The organism is Patescibacteria group bacterium (genome assembly GCA_038065255.1).
In the GTDB taxonomy this organism is placed as follows: Bacteria; Patescibacteriota; Patescibacteriia; order JACQRZ01; family JACQRZ01; genus JBBTRI01.
In genome coordinates, this window is the sequence record JBBTRI010000018.1 from 1 (window position 1) to 23,618 (window position 23,618).

General features: G+C 45.0%; 23 protein-coding genes. 17 read left to right on the top strand and 6 right to left on the bottom strand.

Features of this window, described 5'->3' with window-relative positions; translation table 11 throughout:
• The first annotated feature begins 108 nt into the window (after positions 1–108).
• From AAB400_04200 to AAB400_04210, 3 genes are all read left to right on the top strand, one after another.
• Positions 109–1,107, top strand: coding sequence for a hypothetical protein (locus AAB400_04200; protein ID MEK7649081.1), 999 nt, complete (start codon positions 109–111; stop codon positions 1,105–1,107).
• Between the two features lie 614 nt (positions 1,108–1,721).
• On the top strand, positions 1,722–2,756 hold the full coding sequence (locus tag AAB400_04205; GenBank protein ID MEK7649082.1) for a DUF4325 domain-containing protein: 1,035 nt from the start codon (positions 1,722–1,724) through the stop codon (positions 2,754–2,756).
• Positions 2,757–2,761: 5 nt separating this feature from the next.
• A complete protein-coding gene (locus tag AAB400_04210; protein MEK7649083.1) occupies positions 2,762–3,391 on the top strand; it encodes an HD domain-containing protein in 630 nt (209 codons plus the stop codon).
• On the opposite strand, the gene AAB400_04215 is transcribed toward AAB400_04210, so the two are convergent.
• Positions 3,388–4,131 (bottom strand): helix-turn-helix domain-containing protein, encoded by a 744-nt coding sequence (locus AAB400_04215; GenBank protein MEK7649084.1) that lies wholly within the window; start codon positions 4,129–4,131, stop codon positions 3,388–3,390. The genes AAB400_04210 and AAB400_04215 overlap by 4 nt on opposite strands.
• Before the next feature lie 139 nt (positions 4,132–4,270).
• Here AAB400_04215 and AAB400_04220 point away from each other — a divergent pair, with 139 nt between their 5' ends.
• Genes AAB400_04220 through AAB400_04230 form a run of 3 tightly spaced genes read left to right on the top strand, consistent with a single transcriptional unit; the run spans position 4,271 to position 7,462 of the window.
• A complete protein-coding gene (locus AAB400_04220) occupies positions 4,271–4,969 on the top strand; it encodes a class I SAM-dependent methyltransferase (GenBank protein ID MEK7649085.1) in 699 nt (232 codons plus the stop codon).
• 10 nt (positions 4,970–4,979) lie between these two features.
• Complete coding sequence (locus tag AAB400_04225) at positions 4,980–6,344, top strand: aminotransferase class V-fold PLP-dependent enzyme (GenBank protein ID MEK7649086.1); 1,365 nt, start codon at positions 4,980–4,982, stop codon at positions 6,342–6,344.
• Positions 6,341–7,462, top strand: a complete 1,122-nt coding sequence (locus AAB400_04230) for an ABC transporter substrate-binding protein (GenBank protein MEK7649087.1) — start codon at positions 6,341–6,343, stop codon at positions 7,460–7,462. Before AAB400_04225 ends, AAB400_04230 begins: the two co-directional genes overlap by 4 nt.
• 65 nt (positions 7,463–7,527) lie before the next feature.
• On the opposite strand, the gene AAB400_04235 is transcribed toward AAB400_04230, so the two are convergent.
• Entirely contained in the window at positions 7,528–8,679 is a 1,152-nt protein-coding gene (locus AAB400_04235) for an ABC transporter substrate-binding protein (protein ID MEK7649088.1), read from the bottom strand.
• 171 nt (positions 8,680–8,850) lie between these two features.
• On the opposite strand from AAB400_04235, the gene AAB400_04240 reads away from it, so the two are divergent.
• The 5 genes from AAB400_04240 (at position 8,851) to AAB400_04260 (ending at position 12,353) form a co-directional block, all read left to right on the top strand.
• Entirely contained in the window at positions 8,851–9,585 is a 735-nt protein-coding gene (locus AAB400_04240; GenBank protein MEK7649089.1) for a helix-turn-helix domain-containing protein, read from the top strand.
• Positions 9,586–9,660: 75 nt separating this feature from the next.
• Positions 9,661–10,470, top strand: a complete 810-nt coding sequence (locus tag AAB400_04245) for a YceI family protein (protein MEK7649090.1) — start codon at positions 9,661–9,663, stop codon at positions 10,468–10,470.
• Between the two features lie 15 nt (positions 10,471–10,485).
• The gene (locus tag AAB400_04250; protein MEK7649091.1) at positions 10,486–10,812 is read left to right on the top strand and encodes a cupin domain-containing protein; all 327 of its coding nucleotides are present in this window, start codon (positions 10,486–10,488) and stop codon (positions 10,810–10,812) included.
• Positions 10,813–10,820: 8 nt separating this feature from the next.
• Entirely contained in the window at positions 10,821–11,804 is a 984-nt protein-coding gene (locus tag AAB400_04255; GenBank protein ID MEK7649092.1) for a D-glycerate dehydrogenase, read from the top strand.
• A 48-nt stretch (positions 11,805–11,852) separates the two neighbouring features.
• A complete protein-coding gene (locus AAB400_04260) occupies positions 11,853–12,353 on the top strand; it encodes a double-stranded RNA binding motif domain-containing protein (protein MEK7649093.1) in 501 nt (166 codons plus the stop codon).
• Between the two features lie 15 nt (positions 12,354–12,368).
• Here AAB400_04260 and AAB400_04265 read toward each other — a convergent pair whose 3' ends face one another.
• Both AAB400_04265 and AAB400_04270 read right to left on the bottom strand, forming a co-directional pair.
• Positions 12,369–13,118, bottom strand: coding sequence for a glycosyltransferase (locus AAB400_04265; GenBank protein MEK7649094.1), 750 nt, complete (start codon positions 13,116–13,118; stop codon positions 12,369–12,371).
• A complete protein-coding gene (locus AAB400_04270; protein MEK7649095.1) occupies positions 13,105–14,754 on the bottom strand; it encodes a hypothetical protein in 1,650 nt (549 codons plus the stop codon). Before AAB400_04270 ends, AAB400_04265 begins: the two co-directional genes overlap by 14 nt.
• A 52-nt stretch (positions 14,755–14,806) precedes the next feature.
• On the opposite strand from AAB400_04270, the gene alsS reads away from it, so the two are divergent.
• Positions 14,807–16,477 (top strand): acetolactate synthase AlsS, encoded by a 1,671-nt coding sequence (gene alsS, locus AAB400_04275; protein ID MEK7649096.1) that lies wholly within the window; start codon positions 14,807–14,809, stop codon positions 16,475–16,477.
• 42 nt (positions 16,478–16,519) lie between these two features.
• The gene (locus AAB400_04280; protein ID MEK7649097.1) at positions 16,520–16,798 is read left to right on the top strand and encodes a hypothetical protein; all 279 of its coding nucleotides are present in this window, start codon (positions 16,520–16,522) and stop codon (positions 16,796–16,798) included.
• A gap of 26 nt (positions 16,799–16,824) precedes the next feature.
• On the opposite strand, the gene AAB400_04285 is transcribed toward AAB400_04280, so the two are convergent.
• The gene (locus AAB400_04285; GenBank protein MEK7649098.1) at positions 16,825–17,646 is read right to left on the bottom strand and encodes a class I SAM-dependent methyltransferase; all 822 of its coding nucleotides are present in this window, start codon (positions 17,644–17,646) and stop codon (positions 16,825–16,827) included.
• A 3-nt stretch (positions 17,647–17,649) separates the two neighbouring features.
• The gene (locus AAB400_04290; GenBank protein MEK7649099.1) at positions 17,650–18,243 is read right to left on the bottom strand and encodes a class I SAM-dependent methyltransferase; all 594 of its coding nucleotides are present in this window, start codon (positions 18,241–18,243) and stop codon (positions 17,650–17,652) included.
• Here AAB400_04290 and AAB400_04295 point away from each other — a divergent pair.
• From AAB400_04295 to AAB400_04310, 4 genes are all read left to right on the top strand, one after another.
• Positions 18,238–19,932, top strand: a complete 1,695-nt coding sequence (locus AAB400_04295; protein ID MEK7649100.1) for a hypothetical protein — start codon at positions 18,238–18,240, stop codon at positions 19,930–19,932. The two genes, AAB400_04290 and AAB400_04295, sit on opposite strands and share 6 nt — an antisense overlap.
• 24 nt (positions 19,933–19,956) lie before the next feature.
• Positions 19,957–21,210: an NAD(P)/FAD-dependent oxidoreductase gene (locus tag AAB400_04300; protein MEK7649101.1), complete on the top strand. Its 1,254-nt coding sequence runs from the start codon at positions 19,957–19,959 to the stop codon at positions 21,208–21,210.
• Between the two features lie 145 nt (positions 21,211–21,355).
• Positions 21,356–22,180 (top strand): presenilin family intramembrane aspartyl protease, encoded by an 825-nt coding sequence (locus AAB400_04305; protein MEK7649102.1) that lies wholly within the window; start codon positions 21,356–21,358, stop codon positions 22,178–22,180.
• Positions 22,181–22,190: 10 nt separating this feature from the next.
• Positions 22,191–23,618 carry an extracellular solute-binding protein gene (locus AAB400_04310; GenBank protein ID MEK7649103.1) on the top strand — a complete coding sequence of 476 codons (1,428 nt, stop codon included), beginning with the start codon at positions 22,191–22,193 and terminating at the stop codon, positions 23,616–23,618.

Below are 23,618 nucleotides of genomic sequence, written 5' to 3' on the forward strand. Positions count from 1 at the left end.
CCGATCTCCTCCCTACGATGCGGGGGTTCGCCCGCTTACCAACTCACAGAGTTTCTTCGATAATAAAAAAATTTATATTTTATGCAAAATAGCGCTGGATGAAAACTCATGAACACTCAAATCATTGAATTGGTACAAATAAATGGTATAGAGGGTCTTTCGGGTATTCCAACAATGATCGAGACGGTAGTTTCGCGCGTTTTCTTTTTTGATACAGACGACACTGTTCTGAAGTTTTATAAGCGTGACAATACATGGTGGAATACAGAGATGCAGAATATTTCTGGCGGCCCGTCACGCATCAACTTTATTCGAGGAGAGTTTGATTTTAATCATTTTTTAAATCCCCCAACATACATCGCGTTAAAAATTGCAGAAGTACGCAATGGCAAAGTTTTTTTACAAAATCCAAAAGATAGTGACGACGAGCTTGTTATTGTGATGCGCAAAGAAGATGTTTCAAAAACACTTACACATGTACTTGCGGGCACTCCTCTGTCTGAGGATGAGTATATGATCATAGGGCGATCATTTGCTTCCATAAAGCTTAAGCTACCCCGGCATTTTTTGCCGCAAACGGATAAAAATTGGTATGAACTCATGATTGTCCGGGCACAAGATCTGTCTGAGTGGGTGCGAAGTGAAAATAATTTTCCACCAGAACTTGCAGGGCAAGGATTGGCGTTGTTTGAAAAGATGCTGCATGAGAATAAGGCACATTTTGAAACGATACAATACGACAGCCTTAACGTGTGCATTGATTGCAATTCTGAAAATGTACTCTATTCCAATGGCGAGCTGCGCTTTCTGGATGCCTATCCGCCGAAAGAAGAATGGCGTATTGGAACTTTTGATGTTGATATTTATCGCATGGGAAGTGACATCGCTGCATTTGCCGGAAACGATGCATACAAAGCATATCAAGATGGCGTCAATGAAGTAGCGAGGAATCACCTTGATCCAGAATTAGAAAATTTTTATCTTCTCTATAGTGCTCTTATCATGGCGCCCTATTTGGTCATGCGGAGTAAGAACGACCAATCCTTCCAACTGAAAGCAGAAGAATACACAACATATTTAAGAGGATTGTTGGCGAGTATAGCGTGATACGGGTCGCGTACCGCACGCGGTTTTTTTAATCTCAGCAAATAAAAACCGACTGAGTGTGTTTTCAAGTCGGTATGAGTATGGGGTTGCGAATGAGCCGCTTGTATTTTATGCGGCGTACGTGTTTCTGTGGATCGACACACTGCAGGGTTTGCGCACTGCGCCACACTTCTTGAAGAGCTCGGTTCAACGTGCTGGTATAGAATTCTGCAACTCCTCGAAATGGAGAATGTTCGGATGCTCCTTGGGTTCGTGCGACAAGGAGAGTCCTGAAATGCTCGTGACATGATTGCGGAATGCAGGTGTCAATAAATATAGACCATTCGGTGGGAAGCAGTATTCGCGCAAGGTAGTCTACGTGATCTTCAAAAAACCATCGTTCTACTTCGGGACACTGATCACATTGCGACAAGTGGGAGAGGTAGTGAGTCCACGTGCGGACAGCATGGCGTAGAATGGGAGAACTCAAGGAGAGATGTAGACGAATTTTTAATCGCCGACACCGTTGAATGAACGACATAGAGACAACTATGAATCAGGTCGCCCCATTTGTCAACAGCACATGCTTGTTGACAACTTTTAAATTTCCATATATAGTAAAGTTGTTAACAATTATGGATCTAAAAGAACACATTTTTGATGTAATTTCCAAAAAGAGAACGGTTTCGAACGCTGAACTTTCTCGTCAAACGGGGTTTTCTCGCGTTTATATACACCGTTTTCTTAAGGCTCTATGTGAAGAGGGCCGCATAGTGCTTGTTGGTAGGGCAAATAAGGCGCGCTATGTTCTTGCAACAAAAAAGGCAGTACTTTCTGAAAAAAGTGGCACTCTTTCATTTCGGAGGGCGTATCGTATTGCGGGATTGACCGAAGATGCAGTGCTTGCAGATATTAAACACGAGACCGGAATCTATCAGAACATGGCACAATCCGTAGCGCGCATTGCGGATTTCGCATTTACGAAAATGTTGAATAACGCTCTAGAGCATTCGCATTCAAAAACAGTCGACGTGTATATGATGCGGGATGCAGCTACGCTTCGGTTTGATATTCGGGATCGCGGCATTGGAATTTATCGAAATCTCATGCAGACCCATCATTTTGATGGAGAGCTTGATGCAATTCACCAGTTACTTAAAGGCAAAGTTACTACAGCCCCCCGCGCTCATACGGGGGAAGGTATCTTTTTTACTTCAAAACTGGCAGATGTTCTTGTTATCGAAAGCGGCACTACAAAACTGACCTTTCACACACTGCTCGACGATATTTTTATAACAAAAATTAAGACAAAACAGGGAACTCGTGTGAGTTTTTCTCTTTCACTGCACTCAAAAAGAATGATTGAAAAAGTGTTTCACGCATATACCGATTCATCATACCATTTTTCCAAGACGAATGTTCGCATTAAACTCTACGCGCTTGGAGTAGACTATATTTCACGCTCGCAAGCCCGTCGGCTTCTTGTTGGGCTGGAAAAATTTCAAGAAATCATTCTTGATTTTAAAGATGTACAATCAATTGGCCAGGCATTTGCAGATGAAATCTTTCGCGTATGGCAGAGAAGACATTCTGCCATACGACTGACGTGGGTTCATGCGGAAGAAGCCGTTAAATTTATGATTAAGCGTGCATTGCACGAGGCTGAATAATTGGTATGAAAAAAACTCCAAAAATCACAAAAACAACGGTAGAAAAAACACTTGCGCTTGGAAAACTCATTTTTGCTTTTGGCAGAATCCAGCGCGCAGCAACTCACGAAGACGGAGTGAGGCACGAAACCGACACCGATCACACCGTGATGCTAGGTATTGTCGCATGTGCATTTGCAGATGTGTTTGAGCCCCATCTTGATCGTGGTAAGATTGCGCAATTTGCGCTTATACACGATCTTGTAGAAGTGTACTGCGGCGACACTAAAACGATTGTGATCAATCATGAAGAGTTGAGCAAAAAAGCGGAACGGGAGCACCAAGCGCATGAACGCATAAAAAAAGAATTCGGCGCAGTCTATCCATGGATTCACCAGACAATTGAAGAATACGAATCTCTTGCGACACCCGAAGCGCGCTTTGTTAAAACACTCGACAAAGCCATGCCCGCCATATCGTATGCACTTACGAACGGTGCGGGCTTGCGCAAGCTTGGCATTACGCGCAAACAGCTTCTCAAATCAGATTCGGATCAAGAAAAGCGTCTGCGCGGCACATACGCGCATGACCAAAAGAATGCCCTGGCACTTCGCCGACTGCTGATAGGGATTTATTCAAAAAAATACGCTCATTAATTTATATTTTTTTCTTCCGGGAGCATATCCCAGAGTATCTGAAATAGCACTTTAAACATACCGACCATTGCCGGTATACCAATAATAACTGCAAGAGAACGAAGCTCGGTACTAATAATAAGAACTTTATTATCAAAAATATCAATAACACCATCAAACGCATAGCCCGGAGGAAGATACTTCCATGTCCTTAAAAGTTTTGAATCTTTTGGATTGATACCGACCGAACGAGTATCAAGAAGTAGTCTAGTTGTTATTGTGTTTCGAGCTCGATCCTTTCGAAATTGCACAAAAAATTCCGGATCCAGAGCCTCCCAATTCTGACTATTGCCAATAATACTATAAGATTTGCGCTTATACTCTTCTAACATATCACGGTAAAAATTTTTTAATTCTGCCACCGTTGCAATTGGGTGCACTCCTTCGATTTCTTCTTGTCGAACCCCGTTCTTAACAAGCTCAGGGATTATTTTCATGAAAGATTGAAGACGATTTTCATAACGGTTTGCCACTCGCTCAGGTCTTTCGGCGTAAAAAAATTGGCAGTCATTTTTGTAATATCCACCAACAAACCCCTTTTCTTTTAAGTTTTGGAGAATGGAGTAGGTAGTTGTCCTCTTAATGCCTGTTTGTTTGGCAACCATACTTGCTGGAGATGCACCAATACCCAGTAAAACCTTATAGATATCGACTTCTGCATCATTAAGCCCCATTTCTCGTAACGACCCAAGGATTGACATATGTTGACGATAATATTCGACAGATAATAAGTAATATATTTATTATACTATATTTATAATATAATATCAATTTTATACTGGCATTAATCTTTGTCATTACAGTCTCTATCAGGCATACTGGAGCTGTAATAAACATTGTATGACTAATGTAATGCCAGTACAATTAAACTATTCAAGGTATACCGGCAAAAAATACGATCAAGATATCGTTAACGCCATTCCATTTCATAAGGAAATTCATAATGAAATTGTTCGCTATGTAGCCTCTCATTATGATCCAAAAATGACCTATCAGATCCTTGATTTGGGGGTGGGGACGGGAATTACAGCCGCAATTGTTCGCGATCTTCTTCCGTGCGCACACTTCGATGTTATAGACTTTTCAGAACATATGCTTGAAGGTGCGAGAAAGCGGCTGGGATACAGTAATACAACCTTCATTAACGGAGATTATTCGACATTCCGATTTAGAAAAAAGTACGACATCATCATATCTGTCATTGGCATTCATCATCAGCAGGGAACCGGAAAGAAGAAGTTGTTTAAAAAAATCTATTCACTACTAAAGTCAGACGGTGTATTTCTGTTTGGGGATCTTATGACAAGCAGAAATCCGAGAGTTGCCGCACTGAATCATGTCCTTCACTACCATCATCTCGTAGAAAATGCAGTAAACAGAAAAACACTTAGTGAATGGGCGCATCACCATATGTTTTTGAATAACCTTTCACCAATCGAAGATCAAGAAGAATGGCTGCATACTGTTGGATTTGCCGTGCAGCGACTGTTGAGCCAATGGAATACAGCACTCTTGATTTGTAAAAAAAGAAACCACTAAATTCACTCATATGAATAATAAAAAACCCCTCCGCACTGCATCAATTGTAGGTGATACGCGCACCGTACGTCTTGCATCTGGAAAGAATGCGCGAATAACGATGCTGAATAATGCCGCAACAACACCCCCTTTCAAAACAACACTAAAAGCAGTCAACTCATTTTCAGAAATGTATGGCACGTTTCATCGAGGTGCTGGGCCCAGAGCTTCAGCGACGTATACAGAAGCGCGTGATGCGATTAAAACAATCAAAGAATTTATCGGATTGCCAAAAGGAAGCGAGATAGTATTCACTCAAAACACGAGTAATGCAATCAATCTCTTGGTGCGTTTATTGCAATTGACGAAAAAAGACATCATTTTGACTTCAGAGCTTGAGCATACGTCAAACAATCTCCCGTGGTTATACAATAGCCACGCTCGTATTGTTCGAGCACGCGCAGAAAATAATGGTAAACTCAACTACAATGATCTTGAACAGAAAGCAAAAAAATACAAGGGAAGAATACGAGTTGTTGCGTTGACCGGCGCATCAAATATGACCGGTTATGTCCCTGATATACCGCGTCTTTCAAGGATTGCACACAGTGTGAACGCGCTTTTATGCATCGATGCTGCCCAACTTGCTCCCCATAAACAAATTTCAATGTCGCAGCAAGGGATTGATATTCTGGCTTTTTCAGCTCATAAGATCTATGCCCCGTTTGGACTTGGCGTACTTGCACTTCCCAGAAGCATACTCGATCAAATCCCAGTTGATGCTGGAGGCGGATCGATTGATATGATCAGTACCACATCTGTTGTATGGGCACCGACTTCACTTCGTCATCAAACAGGAACATGGAATGTTATGGGTATTGTTGCTGCAGCAGCGAGTTGTCGCACGCTTATGGACATTGGGTGGGATGTGATTGAAAGCCATGAACATAAGCTTATTGCACATGCATCACGGCGACTTCCTGAAGTACAAGGACTTGTCACTCCAATACCGCTTGATATGTTCGTGAAAGAGCGTCGTGTTGGAATATTGGTGTTTAATCTTCCCGGCTACCATCATGCACTTCTCTCAGCAATTCTTGAACATGAATACGGAATAGAAACACGTGCCGGAACCATCTGTAATCATATGCTTGTTCGGCGATGGATGAATGTTTCTAATAAAGAACAAAGGAGTATTGAGAGAAAAATTTCTTCCGGCAATCGCCTTGCATCTTATGGCATTGTACGAGCAAGTATCGGTATACATAATACAAAAAAAGATATAGATATACTTGTTGAGGCGCTTAAGGAAATACAAAAAAACGGTCCTAAATACACCTATAGGCCGGTACCCAAAGAAGAAATTTATTTACCCATTCATAATGTAAAGATATGAAGAACAAAAGAATTGCTGCTGGCATAGCGATCATTATAATTATAGTTATCGGGGTATGGATAGTTGCACAGAAGCGTGGAGAACAGAATCCAATCAGGATTGTTGCTCTTTTTCCGCTTACTGGCGGACTCGCTTCATATGGAGAGTCTGCACAAAATGCAGCGCAGCTGGCTGTAGAGGATATCAATGCGCAAGGAGGTATCAATGGAAAGAAACTCGAAGTGTTATATCAGGATCATCAGTGTGATCCCAAAACCGCACTTTCAATATTCAAACAATTTTCTTCAACAGTAAAAATATTTACGTCAGCGGCATGTAGTGGGACGGTGCTTTCCATCGCTCCTAATCTCGAAAAAGAACAAACGCTTTTACTGGGTACGATTGTAACAACACCAAAAATAACTGGGGTATCTCCGTATGTTTTTAGAAATTGGTCATCGGATGCTAAGGAAGCTAACCTCCTTGCTAAACACATTCGAAAAGTAGGCTATACAGCCGTAGGTGTTCTTTATGAAGAAACTGATTATGCAAAGGGACTCAATCTATCGCTCCAAGAATCACTGAAAGATTCCGGGGTACGCATGATACGTGAATCATTTGGGAGTAAAACAATAGATGTAAGGACTCAACTTTCAAAACTGAAAGATCAGAAAATCGATATATTTTTTGTGAGCCCCCAAACAACTACGAGCGCAGAAATGATATTAATTCAGATGGAACAAATTGGTTTTAAACCAAAACTTTTAATTAATGATAATGTGCTCAAAGCAGCAGATCTTGTGAAAAAATATGCAAACATCCTTGAGGGAGCAGTTGGCGGAGATTATGTAATTCATCAACGAGAAGAATCCTTATTAACCCTGAGTCGTTATAAAGAAACATTTGGCAGTGAGTGTGCACAGACAAATATTTGTCTCGGCGTCTACGACGCAATCCATCTTCTTGCACAGGGAGTTGAAACAAATGGATATTCAGCTCAAGGAGTTCAGAAATATCTCCAAACTGTAAAGTATGATGGAGTAAGTGGAACTATTACCTTTGATGAAAAGAATGATCGAAAAGACTCGGAGTATTCACTCTTCACAGTACATAATGGCATGCGGGAAATTATCCAGTAGAAAGTCATAAAACCCCCTGATCGAACAAGGGGTTTTACAGCACTGAATGGTAGAAGGCTTTATGATTATTTCTTATACCGTACAATAGCGCCATCTTTGTACATCACTATTGCGGACTTTGGATCACGGTTGATACCACTCGGATCGATGGTGATCTCACCACTTAGGCCTTGAAGATTTTTTACTGAGTAGAGAGCTTTTTGAATGCCCTCACTCGACCCATCAGATTTTTTGATTGCATCTGCGAGCGTCATTACGCCATCATAGCCAAGCGAGATATAGAAGAGATAGTCGCCCGGATCTTTATTGTACTTTTGCTTATACTGTTCTACAACCATTTTTTGCGCATCTGTTTGTTCGTCGAAATTGCGCCAGAGGCCAAAGTAAGTTCGATTGTCCAGGCTACTGCCTGCAACGTTGACCACATCGCCCAAACTCCACGGATCACTACCGAGGAATGTACCCTTGTAGCCAAGCTCCGTTGCTTGTTTTGCAATGAGTCCGCCTTCGCCAAGATGCGAAACAAAGATTGTTTGAGCTCCACTGTTGATGATTTTAAGGAGCTGCGTGCGGAAATCCGCATCGCCAACAGTAAACTCTTCATGGAGCGTGATGGTGCCACCACTGCGGGTAAATTCTTGCGAGAATCCTCCGGCAACTGCCTGAAGATACTCGTCTTTACCTACGAGAAGAGCGGCGCGCTGAACTCCAAGTTCCTTTGATGCAAACTGAGCCACTTGCGTTCCTACGCCGTCATCATATATTCCTGATCCAAATATCCAATCACCAAACGTACTAATCTGATCAGATGCATCCAAAACGTCTATAATCGGCACGCGCTTTTCCTCTGCAATGGGGCGCATGGCTGCAAGGCCGGTGTATGCCATGTCCATCACGGCAGAAACACGATCTACATTGATAAGTTTTTGTGCCGCCGATACTGCCTTTATTGGATTATAGTCAGGATCATCTTCATAAATAATAGTAATACTCTTTCCGTTGATGCCCCCTCGCGAATTTATTTGTTCTTTCGCAAGTTCGGAGCCTTCCTGAAGCGCTTTTCCAATATCCGATATAATTCCTGTGAGCGTATAGACCGCTCCAATCTTAATCTCAGTGACCTGTCCCTGTTTTGGGGCTGGGGTGGATCGTAAGATGACTATGGCGATCCCGGCTATAATGAGAAGACCTAGAAGTATTTTTGCGTATGTTTTCATACTTTTATGTATTGGCATTACTCATGCCGTTATAGGTAATGCCCATAAGTCTATCCTATTTTTCACTAAATGTCAATAATATACATGTCAAAAAGTCGACATATTTTTAAATGTACTTGAAATATATTATTTATGTGATATAATAATAAATGACAAACTAAAAAACCACCTATGAGTCTTGAAGATGATTTAAAAGCCTATGGACTGCACCGTACAGAAATACGAGTCTACCTTTATTTATTGGAAAATGGGCTTTCCACCCCACCTGCTATTGCCAAAGGAACCGGTATTGCAAGGACGAATTGCTATGGCATCCTTCGTGATTTAAAAGAAAAAGGTCTTTTGCACGAGCAAGAAAAGAAAAAGAAAAAGGCGTATTTGGCGGCTGATCCTGAGTCTCTCTTGCGTTCACTTGAAGAAAAAAAGGAGCTTGTCAGTCGCATACTACCCGATCTACGCGGACTCTATACTGTCCAAAAAAACAAACCCAAAATTAAATTCTATGAAGGGTTTGATCAAGTAAAACAAGTGTATTGGCTGACGCTTTCTGTCCGAGAGAAAAAAATCTATGCAATCGGCTCTACAAAAGAACTCTCCGATCTTGACCCGCATTTTTTTCGTACCTATACGGAGAGCATGAAGGAGCGAGGAATTTTGTTGCAAGATATATTGAGCCATGATTCGGGAATAAAAACTGCGCCAGACACACAAAAAATCATGGGCGCTCTCTATGATGTGAAGCTGCTGCCCCCAAAATATCAAGAGCTGCCGACAGATGTGTTATTGTGGGACGAACACATTGCTCTGGTGACATTGCGAGAGCCTATTTTTGCTACCGTGCTTACCAGTCCGCTACTGGCAAAAACATTTCGCATTATTGTATCTATCCTTTGGGATGCGATTTAGATTCTCGCGTGTGATTGTCGAGCATAGGGGTATGTGTAATACTTACACAGTATTCATTCTTAATACATTGAACATATGAAAAGAGGATTGATAGCGGTTATTGCACTTGCCTTTATGCTGGCGTGTACCGGGTTGAGTGTTGATGCTGCATCAAAAAAAGAGGTGGCAACCAAAAAGCCCGCAGTATCGGCAAAAAAAGCATCGTCAAAAGCGAAGACGTCACCAAGACACATGCCTGCAAAAAAAGTACCATCAAAAAAGCTGATTCCACCCGCGAAGCAACCCAAAGCGCAGAAGCCCCAAACGCTAACTGTTACGAAAACAATTTCTGCAGGGGCGGCAAATATTCCTGTGCCGGTGACCTATCGCATAACAAGTCCAACAAGCGCATCATTCAGCATTGGGGAGACATTGCGAGGAGCACCTTTTACTGCTACTGGTACGACAAATGATGTGAGCGGTACTATTACTCTTGATCGCCTTACGCCATCAAAAACAGTGCTGAGCCCCATCAAGGTAAATGCGCAAACGTTTAAGACCGACAGCTCGAGCCGTGATTTCATGATTAGAAAATTCATCTTTAAAGCCGATGACGCAGGGAATGAATTTATTATTTTTACTCCAAAAACTATCACGGGCCTACCCAAATCCTTTGAAGATGGCAAAGCTTTCTCTGTTGAACTGGCGGGCGACCTTACCATTGCCGGCGTTACGCGCCCCGCTGTGTTTAGTGGAAGTGTTGTGGTAAACAAAGATTCGATACAGGGCACTGCAAGTGCAAAGATACAGCGAAAGGATTATGGTATTGTGGTGCCCAGTGTGCCGTTTGTAGCGAGTGTTGATGAAGAGGTGTCGCTCACTATTTCGCTGACAGCGAACCAGTAATAGCCCCATGTGATTATGACCCCGTTTCATATTATTGATCCGCATTCTCTGCCATGGCAGCGCCGTGCCGATGGCGTTTATACAAAAGAATTGGCGCACAACGAAGAACAAAACCAATATCTTACATTATTCAAAATCGAAAAAGGAGCAGCACTCAAAAAACATCAGCATCCGTGCACTGAATGGATGTATGTTTTAGAAGGTGAGTATAAAGATGATTTCGGAACGGCTAAAACAGGACAACTGAAAATAAACGAACCCCATTCTATCCATACGGGAGCGGCAGGAGATGGATGCTTGCTTCTCGTTCTTTGGTGCGGACGGCACGAAGACGTAATCTAACATAACATATGAAAAAAATATTTGTTACACGTCCGATACAATCAACCGGCATTGAAATGCTTCGCAACGAAGGCTACCGTGTTGTTGTGAGAAACAAAAAAACGGTACCGTCAAAAAAAGAACTACAGGCAGCAGTTGCAAGCTATGACGCGCTCCTGTGTTTGCTTACTGACCATATCGATAAAGATGTTATTCGTGCGGCAGGCGCACAGCTAGTGGTCATATCCAATTTTGCCGTTGGGTATGACAATATCGATATCGCATCTGCCAAAAAACGAGGGATTGTTGTTGCCAATACCCCATGTGATGAGGTGTCGGATGCAGTTGCGGACCATACCATTGCCCTTATCTTTGCCCTAGAGCGGAGGATCGTTGCTGCCGATACATTTGTACGAAAAGGGAAATACGCGTGTTGGGACCCGATGATTTTTGTCGGCGAAGGCATTACGGGTAAAACTGTCGGACTGTTGGGATTGGGAAGGATTGGAAAAAGCGTAGCGCAGCGGCTTGAGGAAGGGTTCAAAACACGCATTCTCTACCATGATGTGCGTCGCGATGAAGTATTTGAAAAAAAGTATAACGCCGTATTTGTGGAACAAGAAGAACTCTTAAAAAAGTCGGATATTGTGAGTCTCCATGTGCCGCTTCTGCCATCAACGCGGCATTTGATCAATACTAAAGCATTGCGTGCCATGAAGAAAGGGGCGCTGCTTGTCAACACATCCCGAGGGGCGATTGTAGACCAGCACGCAGTGCTTACGGCGCTTGCGAAGGGTTGGTTGGGAGGGTTTGCAACAGACGTCTATGAATGTGAACCATCGCTTGCGTGCTTGGCGCGAGACGCACGAGCATTTCTCAAAAATGATCGCTGTGTGTTCACACCCCATATCGCATCCGCTACTCTTGCAGCGCGCACAGCAATGAGCCGCATCGCCGCACAAAACATTATTGATGTGTTTCATAATCGCAGGCCACCAACAGCCGTGTCTTGACAGAGAGACTATTATATGGTATGTACTAGGTAGTATTGTACATACACAATGGGAAGAAAACCTGTTTTAGAACACACAAAATGGAGAGATGAGCTTAGCCGCCTCTGTGGTTCATGTAAGTGGGAGCTACCACGCTATAGTGTCCGTGAAATCGACACCGCTGATGAGCCGAAATTTTCGGCCACGTGCAGGGTGTTTGTCGATGGCTATGTATTGGAAAGCAGTGCATGTAATGCGCGAAGAAAAAAAATCGCATGCCAGCGAGCAGCGCAGAATATGCTCACCATCTTGCGGCGTTTTGTACGGGATAAGCAGCTCTATGGTGAAACAGATTTGTTTTATCAGGATGATCCACTAAGTGTATTTGCATTCCGGCGCGACATGGAATTGCCACACTATACATATAGCGGTCCCCATGATGGCATTACGGCAGTAGGAACATTCCGTTCGGGCAACGAGAGCGTGCGAGGACAGGCAGTCGCTACGACAAGACAGGCAGCACGTGCCGCAGCAAGCAGAGAGATGATGAAACAACTCCCATTCTTCTAATTTCCCGGCCAGCCATTAGCGGCGAAGGTCGGGATTTTTTTTAAGCTCGAATAGTTTGGCAATATTTCCCAGCGCCGTATGAATGAGGCGCACCTTGCTTTTTCGTTGTGCAAAGCGCTGATCTTTCCACCACACAGGCATTTCCATAATGCGATAGTTGGCATAGTGTCCTCGTATAAGAAGTTCGGTGTCAAAAAACCAATACTGATCTTGAACGCGAGGAAGCAACTCTTTTTTTGTGCGATGCGAGATTGCTTTAAAACCGCACTGGCAATCTCGTATAGGAAACGAAGGAAAAAATAGGCGGGGCACGATACTGTACATATATGAGCAAGCGGTGCGCAACACAGAGCGGTGTGCACATGATCCAGTGACAAGTCGTGAGCCTATCGCAATATCATACTTATTGCGCATGATAGCATCAATGCATTCGCGCAAGTAGCGCAGGTCGGTGGCTAAATCACAGTCCATATAGACATAGACATCCGCGTCAAACAGCGACCACGCCTGTTGCAGGGCGCCGCCTCGCCCTGGCGGTGTCCGCGCATCATACAAAATATTTGGATAGCCCAATGCAATGCGTTTAATAATATCCTCACTCGCATCTGTTGAGCCATTATCCGCGATAACAATTGTCCAGTGCATATCTGCAAGTGTTGCCGTGCAATGGCTATGGAGCTGCACCACCGCTCGTTCAATGATTGCCTCTTCATTATGGATTGGCAGTACGATCATTACATACATGCGTTTGTTATCGGATTGCATAGAGGATCGCCTCGGTGTCTTCATATTCTTTTTTAAACGATGAGCTTTTTGCGGCGTATGCCGAAAATGCCTTCAGTGGTTCTTTGTCTTGTTTTGCAAGAAGTAGATAAGAAGCGCTAAATTCTTTTTTCAATAATTCTGCTGCGGTATCGTTTTTTTCGCCTCGTACTAGTGAAAACAACGTAGTGTATTTTTCGGGATTAGCATCATGGGTAAATGTCGGATCCAACCCCCACACATAACGGAACGAATCCGCATAATACATGAGCTGTGGAAAGAATGACCAGTCATTTGTAGCGATGATGGCCCCGCGAGGAATGTGCGCATTCATGTGCTCGCTTACGCGCTGCATGGAATGAAAGGGATATCGTTGCGCATCTCGTGTCATCCGTAAAAATAAGCTGTAGTCCCAACTATGCGTATTGAAAATATATACAGCAGCTATAAGCGCAGTCATACTGCCAAGCACTTTGAGAGCTAAGTGGCTTTCACTGCTCATATGACTAGCTGCTTGTTTGACCTGCGCCCATGAGAAGGCACCCATAAGGTCGTGGAGCGAACACGCGATAAAGAGTATGCCAATGGGAATGAAATATTCTGCCATGCGTTGGGATTTTACCGTGGCGAGAAAAAGAAGGATGGAAAAACTTCCAAAAAAAAGCGAAGCTTGCGAATAGGCCGAAGGAGTGCGGGCGGAATTGGAAAGCGAAAGCTTTCCGCACATCGACAAAATCTGGACGATCGACCAGCTTATTGTGCAGAGCCAGAGGATAGAAAAAAAGATATTCGATCGGATAAAGGTAAATGGCTCAACGGGAAACCATTCTTGCCCTATGCCAAATGCCAACCCCTTTGTTGCAAGTGCGATGGAAAACAAGTGTGTTTTAAAAAATGCCAGATTGTCAGGAAAGTATGGATTGATGATAATGCCGGCAGCAAGGCCAAGCACACAGAAAAAAAACGAGACATAGACCCGTGGATTAAAAAAAGATGCGATTTGAAACCTATGCTGATCTAATTGACGTGCGGCACTACCCGCGAAACACCACAGAAACGAGGCAATAAAAAATAGAGGCCATGCGTCATAGAGCCATACATAGAGGAATGATAGGGTAAATAATAACCACTTCTTCTGTGCTGCAAGGGCATACAACCCGGCAAGGAGGAGAATCAAAGACACTGCCGGCGCTTTATCAAGATTGATACGCGAAATGACCATTGGGCTTATCAAGAGAAGAAGCGTATATGCAAACGGAGCTCTGACGGAATAGTAGCGAAGAAGAAAGTAGAAACATACAACAAATACTGAGGCAAAAAAAATACTTGCAATTCGAACGGCAATAAGGGGATCTCCCACCATGGCAACAAAGGGTATGAGAAGAACGTGGTAGAGAAAATGATGGTCGGTAAAATGCTGTTCCAGAACACTTCCGGGAATCCATGGAAATTCTTTGATGATACCACGCTGTTCGATCATGAGCTGGGCTATTTTTGCATGGTAGAATGGATCGCCGTCAAGAAAAACCGGTTCCTGCCGCAGCCATGCAAAGAGTGTGAACGTGCCAATAAGGAGTGCACCGACAATAATGAGCGTTCTATTGCGCTGAAGCAAGTAGTGTACTGTTGTGAGCTGCATAAGGAGGTGGTATTCTATCCTAGAGTCTATCGAATTATTACAGCACCCCCCTATGAAAAAAGCAAAACAGCGCAGCGGTGCAGAGCTTCTAATTGATTGTCTGCGCACTCAGGGCGTGAAATATATTTTTGGCATTCCTGGTGCCGCTATCATGCCGATTCTTGAGGTGCTCCGAAGTGAGCACGCTGTTTCCAGTACGCCACAGTTCATTCTATGCCGGCATGAGCAGAATGCCGCATTCATGGCGCAGTGTTGGGGGCGCCTGACAGGCACTCCCGGCGTTTGCTTGGTGACGGCGGGGCCCGGAGCAACAAACGCGCTCTCCGGTATTGCAACAGCAACAGCCGATCGAGACCCCGTACTTGTTATTACCGGCGAAACATCAACTGCCGAACATTTCAAAAAAACACATCAAACTATTTTGACCGCCGAGCTCTATGGCCCCGTTACCAAATGGAGCGCGGATGTTATTCATACCCACTCCATACCGGAAGCTGTCTCAACCGCATTTCATATTGCACTTTCACCCCACCAAGGAGCGGTGCACCTCGCGCTGCCTATCAATGTGCAGACAGCGCTCACATCCGCGGTTCCGATTGCCCACCATGGCACAGAGCCGCAGAGTATGGCAAGCGCAGAAGAAGTGCTTCAAGCGACAGATCTGTTGCGTAAAGCTCGTTTTCCCGTGGTGCTCCTTGGTCTTGGCGCGCGTACGCCAGATAATGCCATCGCGGTACGGCATTTTTTGGAACGACATCAGATGATTGTTGTTGGAACATTCGAAGCGGCAGGCGTTGTGTCGCGAGACTTAGCGCATTTGTTCTGCGGACGTGTTGGCCTGAAAGCCCGGGAGCCAGGTGATATTGCTCTTGAGAAAGCTGATCTTGTGGTAACGATTGGGTATGACATTGTGGAGTATACTCCTGCGCTTTGGGGATGCACACCCGGTAAAAATGTGATTCATATTGATGATATTCCTGCAGACACTGATCAGGAATACCAGCCTGTTGTGGAACTCGTCGGACATATTGCAGAAAACCTTGGCAGACTTTCCGTGTCTCGACATTCACTCAGTGTGCCAACAGCAGTGAAAAAAGCCCAAGCACTATTGAGAAGTGAACAGGAGCGTGGCAAGCATCGCTCAACAAGCCCTGTTCATCCGCTACGCTTTATCTATGAAGCACGCCGCGTGCTGCCTGACAATACAATCGTGATTTCCGATGTGGGCGCGCACCAGATGTGGTTGGCGAAATACTTTTTCTCCTACGAACCACTTACACTGCTGTTCAGTATGGGATTTCAGACAATGGGGGTTGGGTTGCCGTGGGCAATCGCCGCATCACTGGCGCGTCCGGGCGTTCCCATTCTTTCAATTTCCGGGGATGGTTCGTTTTTGATGAGCGCTACAGAGCTTGAAACAGCCGTGCGTCTGAAGGCACCGATTGTGCATGTGGTATGGCGGGATGGGAGTTATAATCTTGTAAAAATTCAACAACTTGAGGCATACGGCAAAGGATTTGCCGTTGAGTTTGGCAATCCGGACATCGTGGCATTTGCAAAAAGTTTTGGTGCGCGCGCCTATCGCATTACGAAACCATCGCAGATTGCGCCGACACTTAAAAAAGCACTTCGCGAACGGAAACCGACTATTATTGATATGCCGGTCGACTACCGCGACAATCTTTCATTGCTGCGTCCCAAAGAACTATTGAGAATCACATAGAATAGTGGTATACTCAATAAACACTCTAATCATATATTTTTTATGTCTCAAGCCACACCACAGGATATCACTAATGTGGAACTTGCACGGATGATCAAAGAAGGATTTGATAACACTGCCTCAAAAGAGGATCTTGCACGAGTAGAAGGAAGAATGACCTCAGTAGAAGGGAAAATAACCTCAATTGAGGCAAAAATGGCTACAAAAGAAGACCTCAAGAACGAGATTGGAAAGCTCCGTTCGGATATGATCGATTATATTATTTCAAAAGCAGACGCAAATAAAGTGGCGCGATTGGAACCGTTTCCTCAAAGCTTTTGAGAGTAAAAGAGCACCATCAAACCACATCAATTTTTAATGGCTTTTCCCGCGATTACCCAGCAATAACGAGAGAGGAATGGGAGAAACCGCAGCACAAAATGATCAATTCGAGAAAGAATTGTAAAAGCGCTTTTATAGTACTTTGCATCATAGATAATTTTTTTCCAGTACCTTTCATTGTTCGGATGAATTCGTTCGCCGATGAAAAACCATACAAAAATAAAGAGCGTGAATAGATGGAAAGTTTTGATTTCTAGTTTTGAGAAATAATTTTTTATTAATTGTATGTCGCTAAATGTCAAGGGGTGCTCATTGTCGGTGCGAACATCTGAGGCCATGGCACGGTAGACATTTATCAATGGGTTATACGCGAGGGGTTCTAAAAAAACAAATACTCCTCCATATTTGAGTGATTGCGTTACGCAATCAAGAGTTTTTTGAATATCAACATGGTGGAGAATATTGCATGCGAGAATGGCGTCAAAAGGAGCATCGGCACATCGGAACTGTTCAGCGGATCCATGGATGGTACAAACCAAATGCTCAACTCCATGCCGCCGTGCAAGATGCTTGGTGTGCTCAAGCATTTGTGTTGAGATATCAAGTGCAGTAACTCGCGCCCCCTGTAGTGCGCAATAGACGACTTCCTCGCCAAGCCCACAGCCAAGTACGAGAATTTTTTTCCCATTCATGGGAGATAGTGCGTCGGCAATGAAGCGGTATTCTGGAGCTGTTGCGCATTGAAACTGCGCAGACGGATCGCAATTATGGATATTTGCGCTCTGTGCCCACTCATCATGGAAGCATTCTTCGGTTTTGTAATTATTTTTTTTTATGAAGAAGGGCATATACTAGATTTGAAGTGGTATACACACAATGCCGTGTTGGATAGCAAGTCGCGAATTGATGAATTCCGAATGGATGATAGAGAAAAAGCGTTGTACAAGCGCAAGCTTTTCTTCGGGAGGTCGTATGTAGTGTCCTCTATCCAAACGCACCATGCATCGCTGCAGGCGTCCGGGTGGGTAGGGAATAATGTCTGCAATCAAAAACACCTTCGGCCGCATTGTTGCTATGAGCCGAAATAGTTGTTCGCAATCAGCATCGCTCAGATGGTGCATGACGCTGATAAGTAACACAGCTTCATGGTACTGCGATGAGAGAAGCGGTGAGGTGAGGACATTATCGCATACAAACTGCGCTTGGGAATATGTGCGGTAGGTGCGTTTGGCGTGATTAATGTATAAAGCATTTGAATCGATGCCCGCATAGGGCAGCGTGAGGCTTGGGTCAAAAAAATCCCCCGTTCCGCAGCCGATATCAACAATCGAACCACATTGCATGGAAGAGATCCAGGATCGAACGAATGATTTGGTGCCAATCTGATCTCCGGCTATAATCCCCCGTAGAGAATTATAAAATAATGGAATTTCAAAAAGATGCATATTCGCGTTTGGAAATTGATTGAATGGATCAGGCAACCTCAGTGGTTGTCGCTTGGTGTTGTGTTGGTAGTAGCAATGGTATTTTCTCCAATATACAATACGAATGATGATGTGAGTATGGCGCGCATGGCAAGCGGCACGTATGATGGAATACCAAATCAGCGACTTGTCTATATTCATCCATTTTATGGATTTATTCTCTCAAAACTCTATGCTTTATTTCCCAACATTCCTTGGTATGGCGTCGCGTCCTTGGTGATCCTTGCGCTCTCCCTCTATTGTATCACGCGGTGCATACAATCTCGGTATGGTACAACACTAGTGGCATACGTTGCAACACTCTATATAGGTAGCGTGTATGCCGTTGCAGTGCTTTTTGTACAATACACAGCTATTGCAAGCCTGGCTGGGATGAGCGGATGTGTTGCGCTTTGTTGCGGTGCCATAGCTCCAAGGGGCGCGCCTCGCCACTCTTTTGCTCTTGGTGCGGTTCTTGTTGTGGCATCCCTTCTTCTTCGAGAGAATGCGTTTTTGTACACTGCCGCATTGGCACTGCCGCTGATGCTGTATGCTCTGTGCACCGCGCCTTCCAAAGCGCAGAGACGCACACTAGGGATGTATCTGGGGGGTATTGTCGTTTTGTATGTTGTGTTGCGAGCTTCATCTGCTTTTGTGTATGCCCAATCCGATGACTGGAAAGAATATATGCACTGGAGCTCTGTGCAGGCATACTATCACGCGTATGACATTGTCAATTATGAGAAAAATAAAGAATACTATAGCACACTTGGCTGGTCGGAGAATGATTACACTATGCTGACGACATGGTTTTATACCGATGAGCAGCGATTTTCAACAGAAGCAGTGGCGGGGGTTCTCACTAGTGCTTTAAAAAAAAATCTCTCTCGTGAGGGAGTGTTCTTTACGCTCAATACGCTTGCTAAGCAATTATCAGAATACAGTTTGGAGCTATTGATTTTTCTGGAATTTCAACTCTTTATTTTTGTGTCCGTAGTGCGAAAAAAAGGGAGGCTGTTTGCGTATGGTTCGCTTCTTGTTCTTGGAGCTCTTCTTATGCTCTATTTGGCATTTTTGGGAAGGCAGCTGCCCAGCAGGTTTGTGTACCCGCTTCTTCTGACCATATCGATCTATGGGTTGTATCTGTTTCCCCAAGATTCAAACAATGACACATTCTCTTCAAAAGGAATTGCAATCCTCTGTGCTGTGCCAATGATATTTTTTGTGGTGCAATGGGCGGCATTTGCGCGCCTGAATGATGTGCGCATAGCTCAGTACGCCGCAATTCTTAGCAGCCTTCCAAAAGGAAAACTTATTTTCAATTGGGATTCGTCATTGCCAATGCACTGGACAAGTATTTTTGATACTCTCCACGATTATCGAGAGAGGGATATCGCCGGAAATGGATGGCCGCAGCGCTCGCCCTACGACAGGGCTCTTTTTGCTAAATATGGTATTCATGACGTGTATAGCGATGCCGTGGATAATCCAAATGTATATCTTGTGGCGTTGCCCGAATATCTTGAAATACTCAAAAAGTATCTCGCTGAACACTATCATAAAGAGGTCAGAGTTATTGTTGACCGCAGTTTTGATGTTCGCGATGACGGCTTGTCGCCACCATTACTGCACACGGCGCAGCTTGTGCGACTTCAAAGCGTGCAGCGCTAGGGGGTATCTGATACACTGATGCATATGACTCGACGAACAAACACACGCATTCTTATCCTTGGCGCAGGATTCGGCGGCGTCTATACCTATAAACATCTTCACAAGCTCTTTTGCGGCACGAAAGATGTGGAGATTGTGATTGTCAACGAACATAATTATTTTTTGTTCACTCCGTTTTTGCATGAGATAGCAACGGGCGGTATATCTCCCGAGCATGCACTCGAACCATTGCGCAAGCTGTTTCCATGCTGTGAAACAAAGCTTCACTTAGCGCGTGTTGAACAATTGTTGCCAAGCCAAAAGATGGTTATGACATCAGCAGGGCCCATTGATTATGATTATTGCGTGGTGGCGCTTGGCGGAAAAACGAATTATTTTGGGGTGAAGGGGGCGGATGAACATGCATTCGGACTCAAATCTCTTGCCGACGCGCTGCGGATAAAAAAGCATTATATTCGTTTGTTTGAGCGCGCACTGTTCGTTGCGGATGCTGAAGAGAGGAGGCGCCTACTTAGAATATGCATTATTGGCGGAGGGCCGACTGGCGTGGAGCTTGCAGCGGAAATGGCGGAATTTGTCTATGACACATTCAAAAAACTCTATGGCGCTCGCATTGTTGAGAATGCAGAGATTATTCTATTACATCGGGATACTGAACTTATTGGGCAGTTCTCTCGCGAATTCCGTCGCAAGGCGCTGCGCACACTGCGGTCAAAGGGTGTGACGGTGCGGCTTGAGACATCTGTCGGGCAGGTGGCGAGTGATCACGTGATCCTTTCCACTGGCGAACGCATTGAAACATCAACGGTCGTTTGGGTTGCCGGAGTAACGCCTTATGAAGTGAATTCATCGTCCGGTCTTACCTGCGATGCGTTTGGGCGCATGAGCGTGCGACAGACATTGCAGCACGTGGATTTTGATTCTGTTTTTGCGCTTGGCGATTGCGCATGCTTTACCAATAAGGGCGAAGACAGACCTGTGCCGGCATTGGCGCAAGTGGCCGTGAAACAGGCATCGGTTGTTGCAGAAAATATATATCGCCACATGAACATCAAACCCTTGAAAACATTTTATTACAAACCATCCGGCATGCTGATTTCGCTGGGGCGATGGATGGCATGTGCCGAAATAGGCCCCTTTAAGATTTCCGGTCCGTTTGCATGGTGGCTCTGGCGCACCATTTATCTTGGAAAAATTCTCTCATTCGAGAAACGCATCCGCATCACCGTCGATTGGACAATTGATTCTTTTGCGCCGCGCGACATCTCAGAGTTTTGAGTGATGAAGCAAAACATGGTACGATAGGGATGTATGAAACATAAAGTGCGCGTGATGATTGGAGCCGGTATTGTAGTCGCTGCGCTAACACTAGGTGCGCTTGCACTGCTTTTCCAAACCATTCAGCGCGCATTTCGCTAACCCCATGCGACGACTTTTTAAATTTCAACTTTTTTTGTATACCGTTGCGCTGTTCGCTGTAGCGCAGGGCTTGGCGCTCTTTGTCGCCGAGCAGCTTTCGTCTATCCGCACATTTGCCGTTACGCCGCTGTTCGATGGCATGTCAGTGATGTATTTTCTGGTATTCTTTTTTGCCGTCACGCTTTTTTTTCTCATTCTCTTTCATGTGTATCGTGGCAACTTGCTGTATCGATTGCTCTTTGTCGCAGTTGTTTTTGCCGGCCTACTGAAACTGTTTGAACTTGTCTTTCCGACATCACTTTCTGCAATCGTTGCGATTGTGTTTATTCTCGGGCTCTTTTTGCTGCCTGTGGTATGGATCCATGACCTCATCGTGCTTTTTGCGGGTGCCGGCATTGGCGCAATTTTTGGTTTGCAATTCCATTGGTCGTTTGCCATTGTCCTTTTGGTTATTTTATCCCTCTACGATATCATCGCAGTCTTTATTACCAAGCACATGATTGTGATGGCGCATGAACTTATTAAACGGAATTGTACGTTCGCACTTATTATTCCGGAGCATATCCGTCAATTCAGAGCGGGGCTCATGGCGGTACAGCCGGGATCGGGGTTTCTTATTCTTGGCGGGGGAGATATTGTGCTCCCTATGTTTTTGACAGCAAGCGCCTATGCAGAGCGCCCGATTGCCGGTTGGACAGCCATTGTTGGTATGTGCTTTGGCGTGCTACTCAACCACATTTGGCTAACAAGCTCCCGTGCACCACTGCCTGCTCTGCCGTTTATCTCATTGTGTGGTATTGTTGGCGCACTTTTGGGATTTATTGCTTAATACGTACTCTATGAAAACACCGAACTATACATTTCTGAAGCGAGGCATGGCCGGGGTTGTACTTGTGTTGAGTTTTTCACTTATCGGCGCCCAGTGTACGGGTCCAACCGGAGGCGGCAAGGCTTTACAACAAGCATCTCAGCCGGTTGTGCTTCAATACTGGCGGGTTTTTGATGAACAAGACAGGCTTGCGCCGATAATCACGGCATATAGCCAGCTCCATCCGAATGTATCAATAGAGTATAAGCGCTTCCGCTATGAAGAATATGAACGCGCACTTCTCGAAGCATTCGCAGAGGATCGCGGACCGGATATCTTTTCCATTCCCAATAATGATATCGATCACCACTTCACCAAGCTGCTGCCCCTGCTGCCGCAAATGACAACGGCCACGCTTGTTGAAGAAGGACTGCTGCAGAAGAAAAAAGTTCCCCAGATTATGGTGACAAAGGGGTTGACGGGTGCGGACATGCGGAGGCAGTTTGTTGATACAGCCAATGATGATGTTATTCGCCATGATGCCGACGGTAATGAGCAGATCATGGCTCTGCCGCTGGCAATCGATACACTCGCGCTCTACTACAATAAAGACCTCCTCAACAACGCCGGCATTGCCGATCCGCCTCATACGTGGCAGGAATTTGTGGATGACGTACAGAAGATGACCGTTGTTGATGAAAATACCGGCGAACTCAAGCAGTCCGCTGCAGCATTCGGCGCCGGAGCAAATATCCAACGCTCGCCGGATATTTTGGCAACTATCATGATGCAGCGCGGCACACGCATGGTAACAGGAGGAAGGGTAGACTTCACGGCAGTGCCGCAGATTAAAGATCCGGAAAGCATGCCAGCAGTAGACTCCATGTTTCTCTATACCGACTTTGCGTCTCCCATCCGCCCTGCCTATACCTGGAGCGAAGACATGCCCGACAGCTTTGAAGCTTTCGCACAAAAACGGACCGCATTTTTCTTCGGCTATTCGTACCATGCCCAGATGCTCCACGAACGCGCTCCTGATGTGAGGTTCGGCGTTACGCCCATGCCGCAGTTCAGTGAATCGTACAAAGTGACAGCAGCAAATTATTGGGTGGAAGCAGTGTCCAAAAAAACAGCGCATCCAGACTACGCATGGGATTTTATCCAGTTTGCAACTGCCGCAAAAAACGTGGTACCGTACCTTGAGCAAACGGGGCGGCCCACGGCGCTACGAGAACTTATCGAAAGCCAGCTGAAAAAAGAAGATGTTGGCCCCTTTGCATCACAGGTGCTTTTTGCGCGCAACTGGTACCATGGCAGAGCCCCTGATCAAATGGAAAAAGCCTTTGTAGAGGCAATTACCGCAAGCCTTGCTTCCAAGGGGGGCGGACGGTCTGCTGAAGGCCCCAAACTTCAGGCTATTCTCGATAAGGCTCGTGAAAAAATCCAGGAAGGATATTGA